At 36.0% G+C, this 11627-nt stretch carries 7 protein-coding genes and 1 pseudogene; 2 read left to right on the plus strand and 6 right to left on the minus strand.

Annotated elements, in window-relative coordinates; all coding sequences use genetic code 11:
• Window positions 1-5 precede the first annotated feature (5 nt).
• Window positions 6-635 (plus strand): bifunctional 4-hydroxy-2-oxoglutarate aldolase/2-dehydro-3-deoxy-phosphogluconate aldolase, encoded by a 630-nt coding sequence (locus PCY12_RS05145; RefSeq protein WP_049513598.1) that lies wholly within the window; start codon window positions 6-8, stop codon window positions 633-635.
• A 263-nt stretch (window positions 636-898) separates the two neighbouring features.
• Here PCY12_RS05145 and PCY12_RS05150 read toward each other — a convergent pair.
• Window positions 899-4099 (minus strand): annotated as a pseudogene (locus tag PCY12_RS05150) (LPXTG-anchored hyaluronate lyase).
• Window positions 4100-4309: 210 nt separating this feature from the next.
• Between PCY12_RS05150 and PCY12_RS05155 the strand changes: the two are divergent.
• Window positions 4310-4786 (plus strand): glutathione peroxidase, encoded by a 477-nt coding sequence (locus PCY12_RS05155; protein ID WP_301351893.1) that lies wholly within the window; start codon window positions 4310-4312, stop codon window positions 4784-4786.
• A 220-nt stretch (window positions 4787-5006) separates the two neighbouring features.
• Here PCY12_RS05155 and PCY12_RS05160 read toward each other — a convergent pair whose 3' ends face one another.
• The 5 genes from PCY12_RS05160 to PCY12_RS05180 form a co-directional block, all read right to left on the minus strand.
• Window positions 5007-7220: a TIM-barrel domain-containing protein gene (locus PCY12_RS05160; RefSeq protein ID WP_301351895.1), complete on the minus strand. Its 2214-nt coding sequence runs from the start codon at window positions 7218-7220 to the stop codon at window positions 5007-5009.
• On the minus strand, window positions 7217-7861 hold the full coding sequence (locus PCY12_RS05165) for a YesL family protein (RefSeq protein ID WP_173229315.1): 645 nt from the start codon (window positions 7859-7861) through the stop codon (window positions 7217-7219). The genes PCY12_RS05160 and PCY12_RS05165 overlap by 4 nt, the downstream gene beginning before the upstream one ends.
• 204 nt (window positions 7862-8065) lie before the next feature.
• Window positions 8066-9631 carry an extracellular solute-binding protein gene (locus PCY12_RS05170; protein WP_301351896.1) on the minus strand — a complete coding sequence of 522 codons (1566 nt, stop codon included), beginning with the start codon at window positions 9629-9631 and terminating at the stop codon, window positions 8066-8068.
• A gap of 9 nt (window positions 9632-9640) precedes the next feature.
• Window positions 9641-10537: a carbohydrate ABC transporter permease gene (locus PCY12_RS05175; protein ID WP_001267167.1), complete on the minus strand. Its 897-nt coding sequence runs from the start codon at window positions 10535-10537 to the stop codon at window positions 9641-9643.
• A gap of 17 nt (window positions 10538-10554) precedes the next feature.
• Window positions 10555-11472 carry an ABC transporter permease subunit gene (locus PCY12_RS05180; protein ID WP_301351898.1) on the minus strand — a complete coding sequence of 306 codons (918 nt, stop codon included), beginning with the start codon at window positions 11470-11472 and terminating at the stop codon, window positions 10555-10557.
• Between the last annotated feature and the right edge of the window lie 155 nt (window positions 11473-11627).

An 11627-nucleotide genomic window follows, 5' to 3' on the forward strand; every position in this document is an offset into this window, starting at 1 on the left:
ATTACATGACCAAATCAGATACGATTATTGAACTAAAAAAACAAAAAATTGTCGCTGTTATTCGAGGAAATACAAAGGAAGAAGGACTGCAAGCCTCGATTGCTTGTATCAAGGGAGGTATCAAAGCTATTGAAATCGCCTATACCAATCAGTATGCAGGGCAAATCATCAAGGAACTTGTAGACTTGTATCAGGACGATCAAAGTGTTTGTATCGGTGCAGGTACTGTGATTGATGCCGTAACTGCTAGAGATGCTATTCTAGCCGGAGCAAATTACGTTGTTTCTCCATCTTTCCATGCTGAAACTGCAAAAATGTGCAATCTCTATAGCACTCCGTACATTCCAGGCTGTATTACTCTCACAGAGATAACGACTGCACTTGAAGCCGGTAGTGAAATCATTAAACTCTTCCCAGGTAGTGCTCTCAGTCCAGCATATATCTCTGCAGTCAAGGCACCGATCCCACAAGTTTCCGTAATGGTAACCGGAGGAGTCGGCCTAAACAACATTCCTCAATGGTTCGCTGCTGGTGCAGACGCCGTTGGAATTGGTGGCGAACTCAATAAACTCGCTTCCCAAGGCGACTTTGACCGCATTAGCGAGATTGCCCAACAGTATGTTACACTCAGATAAAATGAAGTGAAAATAGTCTGGGACAAAAGTCTAACCTTAAATATAAAAAGCGAACAAAACGAGTTATCTGACACTCAGAATTCTGTATTGTTCGCTTTTTTGTCTAATCTATCGATTTTTAAAATTTATAATAAAGAATTTCTAAAATCAAAATCTTTTTGTTCCAAACTCTTTTTAAAAGAAAAATCCGAAGATGTTTGACTTTCTTCGGATTTTTTCTATTTTCCACAGTTTCATGTGATTCATCTTAGATGATGAACAAATCAGTTATTCTTTCCTCTACGGAATAGATAAGTCGCCCCAAGTAGCAAGAGCCCTAGACTTGCCAAGATTGACTGACCTTCTCCTGTCTGAGGGAGATTCTTTTGATCCGAATGGTTCTTTTCTTCTTCAGATTTTTCCTTTTCTTTTGAATCCTGAGTTTGTGGTTGAGCTGCTTGTTCTAACTTTTTAAAGACTTCCTGATCTGGAGCTGATTCCTGGGTTTCAGGATTGTAGTAGGCAACCTTATAGTCATCCCCTTCTTTTCGAATCGTATAGACCCCACGTTTCAAGACTTGGAATTGGTTGGAAATAGTAGAGACAGAATCATCATATTTCACAATGCCCCAAACTCCTTGTTTGGCATCATAAACAGACTGAAGGATCTCATTGTTATCGATGAGACTACTTTCTAACTCTTTTACCATTTGATTGAAGGTGGCACGATCCACGTTAGGGATGAGCATATAGCCATAAGAATCCCCATTTTACTTATGAGCCTGACTAATCGTAAGAAATTCATTTTCAACTTCCTTGTCTGACTGTCCTTCATTGATATCCTTCCAAGATCCCTTTTGGACAGCCTTACTCATACTGATTGAACTCTTCTTAAAGAAAAAGTAACCAATATTCTTTTTCGAATCGGACGATTCTAAGAAGACACTTTGGGTTTCAGGATAATCCTTTTCTTGTTCCGTGAGGGAGGCTTCTTTATCATTGACATAGACTTTATATGGATCACTTGATTCCAGTTTTCTCTGGTCAATTGTAGTTGCAGCAGTATCTGTTGAAGTGTTTTGGATATTGCTTCCTAAAAAGGCGATCTTATCCTTCAGCATAAACCAGCTCTTATGAGCAGTCAGTGTTTGATTCCAGTTAGTGAGATCCATGGTTGCTGTCGCATTGGCCTCATCTAGTTTGCTCGTTCCAACGAAAGCAGACGGTAGAACTTTACCTGTATCACTATCCGATCTCTTAGCATCTGTTCCTGTCGCACCAGGCATCTTATATGGATTAACTGTTGGCCAGTAGCCATCGCTATAGTGACTCAAATCGCCATTGTAAAGATAGAACATCCCATCACTCGTATACCAACCACGTTTGTTTTCCTTGTTCATGTGTTCGTAATTCAAGATACGACTGGAAAAGAGTGACAAGCCAAATCCAAACCCTTTCTCCGCATTGTACATAGCTGTTTTATCCATCTTATTAAAGGCAGATAGGTAACTGGTTCTTGGAACACTTGCGACTCCAGCATCGCTTAACAAAGATTGCATCAAACTGATATCCTTATAAGTCTTCAAATTCTTAAAGACATCATAATAACTATCCGATTGAACAATGGTCTTCACAAGACTCTGCAAACGTTGTTTGGTTTCTCCTTCAGACATATCCGCTATCCGGTGAATCCCTCTTAGCACTTCTACTACGGCCACGTGCCCCTCGCAATTTGCACGACTGATCGAGCGTCCACGACTCATATCCATCAACTCTCCATTCACCAGCAAAGGGGCAAACGATTTATCAATCCAGTGGTACATAGTTTGCATTTTATCTTTATTGATTGGGCTCTTGGTCTTTTGAATGACTGGCAACAGTTGAGACAGGCCATCAATCAAGACATCTCCATAAGCATCCGTATAGGCAACATTGGTGTGGTCGATATAGAATCCATCTTGATAAAAACCTTCACCTTGGTCTACCAACTTGAACACTTGCTCAATCGAACGAATGGTAGAAGAAATTTCTTGGTCATCCTTACGCAGTAAACCAGCTATTACTTTTACCCTTCCCATATCCACTAAGTTTCCATCTAGGGCCTTAAATGGGTTATCAATCGTCTTTCGGAAATGTTCGGGATCTGGCGCAAATTTTTCAATCACATCTGTATATTTTTTAATTTCCTCATCAGAGAAGTATTCTTTCATCAGAGGCAAGGTATTGTTGATGGCACGAGGTGTACCGATTTCATAATACCGCCAATTCCCAACAATGCTTTTGTCACTACTGTAGACATGTTTATGCATCCATTCCATGGAATCCCTAACTGTTCGAATAACGGTTTCATCCTGATAATAACGAGAAGAAGGATTGGTCACTTGCTTGGCCATCTCCTCCAATTTCCGATAAGTAGCAGTTAGATTCGCAGACGTTTTATAATTTGAAAATTTTTCCCACAAATAGGTGCTGCTCGCCTGACTTGAAATACTGGATAGGCTATCAGCCACCTTTCCTTCCAGTTCCTGGTTTAATTTGGCCATCCGTTCATTTTTAGAATCATAGTATTGATTCCCAGCGATGATACCATTCCAGTCATCCAAACGGGCTGTGTATGCATCCTTAACAGAGGCTAAAATCTTCAAAGGAATCTTTTTCACCTCCTTGCCATCTTTACTGACAATGACATTGGTTGTCCCTTACTTAAGAGGTTCTAAAATTCCATTTTTGACTGAAGCAAAATCAGGATTTTCTACCTTATAAAGTATAGTCTGCAAGAGCAAAGACATGTTTTTTCCCAATTGGTAAATCAATCTTTTCCTCGAGCTGTTTATCTGTTTGAGAATCCTCAGAAGGCTGGTCTGCTACCTCTACCAGTTCAATATCCTTAAAAGAAATAGTCCCAGTTCCCGTTTCATAGAATAACTCCAGCTTGATTTTATCAACATCTAAAGTCGGGCTATAGTCTGCTTCAATGGTCTTCCAGTCCTTTGTTCCTGACGTCGTTGCAAAATTCCACAATTGATTGTCCTTACCACTTTCCTCAATGATACGAACCTTAGCAATCCCGACTTTATTATCTGTTTTAGTCTTGAAACGCAGTTTATACTTTTTCTTAGCTTCAACAGGGACCATACGGTGAACCACTGCCCTTAATTTCTCATGGCTTGAGATAGTGATAGCCCCATCCTTAGCCTCAATAACTCGAGTTGAGGCATCTGCAGAACTATTCTTCTGGTCTACCCAAGCTGACCACCCCTGAGCTTTGCTTCCTGTCCACGGACTGCTTCCGTCCTCCGTCTGACCAAGATCACCATTTTCAACTAAATTTTTTGCATCCCTTTGCTGATACTGAACTTCTGGCTTTTCTGAATGGTATTCGTAGTCGTTTCTTCCGCTCCAACTGTCAGATAATGGTATAATAAAAATCCTGATAAAACAAGTGAAGAAAAACTCACAATGAGTTTCTTTGTTTTTGTTTGCATGTATACACTCCAATAAATCAATAGGAACTAAATCTCAAATTAGAGATTTATAGCAGCTAAGTAAATCGGTTTAATTAAACCACACCATTTTTTAAGCTGTTTGTAAACGGTTTCTATTATATCAAGAACCTATTTTTCAACAATATCTTCCATCCGACTCGACGAAAAAAGTAAAAACTGTTACAATGTAGAAAAAGAAAAGAGGCCCTCATGACTTCACTTTATGATTTTTCAGTCTTGAACCAAGACAATCAAGAAACTCCACTAGATGCCTATCGTGGGAAAGTTCTCTTGGTTGTCAACACTGCTACCGGATGTGGTTTAACACCCCAGTACCAAGGTCTCCAAGAACTCTATGACCGTTATCAAGAACAAGGTTTTGAGATTTTAGACTTCCCTTGCAATCAGTTTATGGGACAAGCACCAGGCAGCGCAGAGGAAATCAACACCTTCTGTAGCCTACATTATCAAACCACCTTCCCACGTTTTGCCAAGATCAAGGTCAACGGTAAGGAGGCAGATCCTCTCTATGTCTGGTTAAAAGACCAGAAATCTGGCCCACTGGGAAAACGAATCGAATGGAATTTCGCTAAATTTCTCATCGGTCGTGATGGGCAGGTCTTTGAACGCTTCTCTTCAAAAACAGACCCCAAACAAATTGAAGAGGCCATACAAAAACTACTATAATTCACAATCTCACTATGATTAGTTCTCCTTTAGCCTAAGAATAGTGAGATTTTTTGATTGGCTTTGACTTAAATAGAAAAACACCTCACGGATCGAACCATGAAGTGTTGTAAAGTCTATGTTGTAGGTGCTTATTTCACATTTTCAATGTGACCAATGATAACAAATGCCATACCGAATCTTCATATACACTAAACAAATGACTTTCTAATTATTTCAATTAGTTTTCATTAGTAAATATCATTTCCAACAAACGCCCTCTCAATTCCTTATCCTGATGATGCAAGATATTCATTAAGTCATGAGAATTTTTGGCATTGATGAATTGATTTAACAATCTATCTTTTAATTCATATGGAAGAGAAGCCGTCTTTAGTAGTCTAAAAACTTCATCATTTAGAGATGGTGTTTTATTATCTTTCCATTCAAAATTAGCTGTATCATTCTTATTTGGCAATTCAATTATAGACACATTCGTTCCTTTAAAATGAATTCTATGTTTTCTATTGCTTGGAACGATACTAGAATCTCCTTGTAATGTTAGCTCTACCATCCCCATTTTCCAGTCGATTGACAATCTTGTTTTATATCTTTGACCATTTTGATCTTCAATCATTTCAAAAGAATGTTGTTTGCCTGGGAATACATACCAATCTACAACTTCAGGTAAATCAACACCCATATCTATCTCAGAACCAACCAAGGGAATGATTGCACCACTTTTTGCAAACACAGGTATCATCGAAATGTCTCGATAAACACTTAACTTCACACCACCTGTATATTTTTTCTCTGAAAAGAAGTCATACCATTCACCTTCAGGGAACCATACATCCACTTTTGCAGATTTGAATGCCAAGTCCATCTTTTCTACAATGGGAGCCACCATCAGTTCTGTTCCAAAAAAGTATTGATTTGGAACATTATAACTCTCATCATTCTCTGGGTAGAAATAATACATTGGGCTGATTAATGGGGCACCTTCCTCGTGTGTCTTTACATTCATGGTATATAGATATGGAATCATCTGATGTCTCAAACGAAGGTATTTCTTCATAATCTTAGATGTTGTTTCTGAAAAAAACCAAGGTTCTTTGCTATTGAAGGGACTTCTAGAACTATGTAATCGAGTAATCGGGCTAAAAACACCAAACTGTAGCCATCTAGTTTGTAGCTCTTCGTCATAATCCCCCAACATATGTCCACCGATATCATGGCTCCACCAACTATAACCGATATTTGATGCTGTCGCTGTAAAATAAGGTTGAAATCTTAACGAATTCCAACTAATAATAGTATCCCCTGAAAAACCAACAGGGTAGCGGTGACTACCAGGACCTGCATATCTTGATAAAATCAAGCCACCTTCTGAATGTTTACAACTATCCTGATAGTGATAATGGTTTAAAAGCCATAGTGGATCCAACATGCCTTGTGTCCCTTGTTGCCAGTCAATCCACCAAAAATCTACTCCTTGCTTTTCTAGCTTATAATGAACATCTTCAAAGTAGGATTCTCTAAAAGAGGGATTAAAAAAATCAAAAATAGCAGGTTCTTCTAGTTCTACATTTAACCCCAATCGTTTGGCGACTCGAGGATAAGCTTCTTCATAAGCCCGTATACCATCAGCAGGATGGACATTTAAGGAGAGTTTTAACTTTCTATCATGAAGTTGTTGCAATAACTGTTCTGGATTTGGTATTAAGTTTTTATTCCAACTATATCCTGTCCAGCCACTTCCAAAACGAGCTGGAATGTCAGTTATATGCCAATCCATATCTAAAACACCGATAGATAATGGAATTTTCTCTGTTTCAAATCTGTCTATTAAATCCAAGTATTCATCCGACGTATAAGGCCAATACCTACTCCACCAATTGCCTAAAGCATATCTTGGCAGCAAGGGTGTTGAGCCAGTCAAATGGTAAAAGTCTCTGATTGCTCCTCTATAATCATGCCCATAGGCAAAGAAATAGAGGTCAATTTGATTTTCTCTCTCAATATAACCAGACTGTTCATCCCAAATAAATCCTTGAGAATCATCCAATAAGGCTATACCATTTCGGCTAATAATTCCATCTTCTAACGAGATTGCTCCATCTGCCTTATCCAGAGTCCGAGCTGTTCCTTTTAACGTTTCAATAGATTCACCAAAATACCAGCGACTACCATATACGGCAAAATTTCCTTTTAATTCTATAAATAAATTTTCGGCGTTAAATTCTCCTTTATTAAAATGCAAATGAAAATAGTCCGTCATAATATCTAGTACGTTTGATGTCTCGATATAATCTAACGAAACTTGGCCAAAATCTCTATTATAGATAAGTTGTGTCGTTCTATCCTCAAAACTTCCAGTTTGAGAGTATTCTAACCTTACTAGCTTGTCTGTTAATACAGAGATTCGATAAAACTCTCCCTTAAAAATTTTCACTTTGTTTTCCTCCTTTTAGTAAATTTCTTTACCTTATCAAACATTTTATTTGTTATCGTTACATTCATCAATCCGCAAAAAGCAAATCCCCCAAATGTAAATACGTAAATAGCTGTTAAAACTCGTTCTGGACTACTAAAACTCATATACAGTACAGACATATTAAATAAAACCAACATGATAGCTTGTATTGGATTTAACATACAAATTAATACGCTATTTACAATACTATTTTTTAGATTATCTTTAAATAGACCAATATAGGGAAAAATAACACTCATCAAAAGTATTATAACAAATAAAAAGGGCAACACTAACAATAAACTATACTCTGAAAGTAAACTTGAATAGCCCCAAAGACAATAGTTCACATATAAAAGTAATTCTATTAGGAGGATAAACAACCAAATAAAAGTTGATTGTTTAAAATTTTGTCTAAAGATCCGAAAATAATGATAAGCAATATCGGTATCTTTACCTTTTAAAATACGATACCACATTGTCGTAAGAGAAGTTAATGATGCCCCAATTGTAACTATTGGAATACAACTAACAATAAATAGAGTATTTAAAATAATTAAATCTGTCAAAAAAGTTAAAATTCTAACCACTTTTCCATCTAATGAAAATAATTTTTGCATAATATATTCTCCATAAAATCAATCGTCTTAACTCTATATTTTAGAATGTCAGTTGCACAAAAATATTACCTAAATTATTTAAAAAACATTTCCAAATTTCTTTAAAAATTAGAATAAAGGAAGCGAGATAATTTGATGTTATCAGTCTCGCTTCCTGTAATTAGCTAGTCCCTTGTTTATACAACCAAGAGTTCATATAAAGTATTACTCTTTGACTTCTTTTTGGTAACGATTATATGCTTCCTGTTGAATCTTCATAAATTCGTCCAATCCCATATTCTTAAGAGTTTCTTTGTATGAGTCCCATTCTTTTTCTATGCCACCTTCAACTACCCATTTAGATGCTTGTTGTTTGACATAGGATTCAATGCTAACATAGATTGATGATAATTTGTTAAGCTCTTCTTGTGAATAAATCACATTAGGGTAAGCTGGCAACGCAAATTGTTTCAAATCTTGGTCCATCTTCAATTTCAATCCATCACCTTGTGTTTGATCGATTTCTACGCGACTATTGATATCATCGCTTACGTATTTAGGACCAAAATCTCGAAGTGAATTAATCCATGCCCATTCATCAGCTGATTTACCATCTTTAGGAGGTAACACTTTAAACTTATCACCATTCTTTTCAGTAGCTATTCCAAATGATCCATAGAAATTCTGAATACTTGCTTCATCTGTATATAATTTATCCAACCATTTCAATAATTTAGCAGGGTTTTTGCTCTTATTTGTAATCAAAATTTCATTTCGACCATAGTTGTAATGATCTGGATCAGAAAAGACATATTGTTTACCATCCATACCTTTTAAAGCAGGTAGAGCAATATACTCACTTGAATGTAATCCAAACGTTGCATCTGCTGTCCAACCACTAGAAACACCTACTCTAGATACTCCCTTATCCATACGTTTCGCAACACTCATAGAGGTATCTTCTGTAAAGATTTCCGGATCAATCAAACCTTTTTTATAAGATTCGTGCATTGCTGCAATCCCTTGTTTATAACTTTCTTCTGTACGAAGGTAGACTGGTTTTCCATCTTTTACAGACATTTCATATGTATTATCTGCCCCTAAACGATTATTGAACGGAAGAATATATGAGAATGTTGGATCAAAGTTTCCTGCTCCGAATGGAATTTCATCAGAAGCGTCTCCATTTCCGTTCGCATCTTTATCCTTAAATTCTTGTAGTACTTTTACTAAATCATCATAAGTTTCTGGAACCTTTAATCCTAAATTATCCAGCCACTTTTTATTAATAAATAGCTGATTAGCTACAGTAGGACGCATCGGTAATTTTTTAGGTAGACTGTAGATATGACCATCTGGTGAAGTAATCATAGCTTTAATCTTAGGTTCTTTCTCCATAGCCTTAGTTAAATTTGGCATGTTTTCTTTGATTAAATCTTCCAATGGAATAAATAAAGATTGGTTCTGAGCAATTTCTGAATCTGTAAAAGCATTTGAACCTAAAAATGCATCTGGTAAATCTCCACTAGCAACCAACACAGATTTCTTATCTACCCAATCTGCAGCTACAAGTGTATCCCATTTAACATCGATACCTGATTCTTTGGCAGAATCAGTTAGAAAACCTTTATGATAATCTTCTCCCCAGTCAGACCAACGAACAGTTGTGATTTTATAAGAATCTTCTCCAGACTTATCGTCCTTATTCGCATTATTGGAATTTGCACAGGCTGTTAAGCCAGCAAGTGTAACTGTTCCTAAGAACAAATATGTAAATGATTTATTTTTCATGTTTTTCTCCTATTCTTTCAAGGCGCCAATCATTACGCCTTGATTAAAATATTTTTGAACAAAGGGATATAGCAACATAATCGGAGCGGTTGAAATAACAATTGCTGCATATTTCATCATATCAGCTTTGATACGAAGATCTGATGCCACTTCTCCTGTTGCTTGCGATTGTAACATTTGATTACTAATTAGTAAACGTCGTAAAATTAATTGCAATGGTTGTAAATTTTCATTCGTTAAATAAATTAAAGCATTAAACCACGAATTCCAAATACCAACTGCAGTCCAAAGTCCAATAACTGCTATAATAGCTTTTGATAACGGAACAACTATTTTAATAAAATAACGAATTGTACCACAGCCATCAATCTGCGCAGCCTCCCACATCCCATCTGGAATACTATTATTAAAGAAAGTTCTAGCAACAATAATATTGTATGATGAAACTGCAAAAGGTATTACCATTACCCAAAATGTATCAATCAAGCCTACATTCTTTACTGTTAAGTAGGTAGGAATCAAGCCACCTGATACAAACATAGGGATTATGTATAGAATACTCATCCACTTTCTACCAACTAATTCTTTTCTAGATAAAGCATAACCAGCTGGAATATTGACTACTAAAGCAACTAAGGTACCAACAACAGTATATAAAATGGTATTTAGATAGCTACGTAAGAATAAAGGTTGTTGAATAAGACGTAAATATCCATCTAATTTCCATTCTCTAGGAATAAACCATACCTTTCCATTTGCAACATCTGAAGGATTACTAAAAGATGCAATCACTACAAACCATAACGGATAAACAATTAACAGGATGAGGAAAATTGCTAAACCATAGGTAACTATATCAAATAATAATTCAGAGTTTGTTTTTCTTGATTTATGAAACCATCTCACTTTAAGCACTCCTTCCTTTAAAAAAGACCCGTTCTAGTATATCTTTTTGAGAACCAGTTAACAGATAACAAAATTATTAGATTGACTACGGTGTTAAATAACCCTATAGCTGTCGAATAACTATACTGAAAATTCACCATACCAACTTTATAAACATAGGTCGAAATTATCTCACTTCCTGCTAAATTAAGTGGATTCTGTAGTAGTAACACTTTCTCAAACCCTACACTTAATAAACTACCTGCTCTTAATATTAATAAAATCATAGCAGTCGGCAAAAGCAATGGTAATTCTATATGCCGAATTTTTTGTAACCTAGAGGCACCATCCATAGTTGCAGCCTCATAATATGTAGGATCAATTGCAGAAAGCGCCGCCAGATAAATAATACTATCCCAACCAATATGTTGCCATACATCACTCCAAACATAAACACCTGCAAAATGACTAGGTTTTGATAAAAAATCTGGAATAGTGATTCCAACAGACTTAAATACATTCGCTAACAAACCACTAGTAGGAGATAAAAATAAGATAATCATCCCACACATAACCATTGTAGAGATAAAATGAGGTAAGTAAGTTGTCACTTGAAATATTTTTCTAAATTTCCCAACTCTTAACTGATTACTAATGATAGCTAGTATAATAGGTAAGGGAAATCCTACTACAATACTATAAAGTGAAATTTTTAATGTATTGAACATAGTTGTCCCGAATTGGAATGATGAGAAAAATTGAGTAAAATACTTAAATCCTACCCACTGACTAGCAAAGATACCATTGGCTGGTGAATAGTCTTTAAATGCAATAATTAGTCCCAACATGGGAATATAGGAAAATAAAATCAATAGCAATATTGAAGGAAAAAGTAATATATATAACGGAATACTATGCTTTAATTTTATTTTATGAAGTTGAAATGCTACTTTCATGTTTTTCCCCCCATCTGATTTTCTACGATTATTTTACACCATATAGAATTCCCTTAATAGAACTTTTTGGACTAGGTTTATCAATTTTTCAGTTTTTTAATTTTAAAAACTATTACTTTTCCGACATCTTGATAAAACATATCTGTTTTGTTACA

Origin of the sequence: Streptococcus sp. SPS1 (genome assembly GCF_030439915.1) — a bacterium.
Taxonomy (GTDB): Bacteria; Bacillota; Bacilli; order Lactobacillales; family Streptococcaceae; genus Streptococcus.

Excerpts from the sequence above, each read along its gene's own strand:
- PCY12_RS05165 (WP_173229315.1), bottom strand. The coding sequence starts at position 7,861 with ATGCAAAAATTATTTTCATTAGATGGAAAAGTGGTTAGAATTTTAACT.
- PCY12_RS05170 (WP_301351896.1), bottom strand. The coding sequence starts at position 9,631 with ATGAAAAATAAATCATTTACATATTTGTTCTTAGGAACAGTTACACTT.
- PCY12_RS05180 (WP_301351898.1), bottom strand. The coding sequence starts at position 11,472 with ATGAAAGTAGCATTTCAACTTCATAAAATAAAATTAAAGCATAGTATT.
- PCY12_RS05155 (WP_301351893.1), top strand. The coding sequence starts at position 4,310 with ATGACTTCACTTTATGATTTTTCAGTCTTGAACCAAGACAATCAAGAA.
- PCY12_RS05145 (WP_049513598.1), top strand. The coding sequence starts at position 6 with ATGACCAAATCAGATACGATTATTGAACTAAAAAAACAAAAAATTGTC.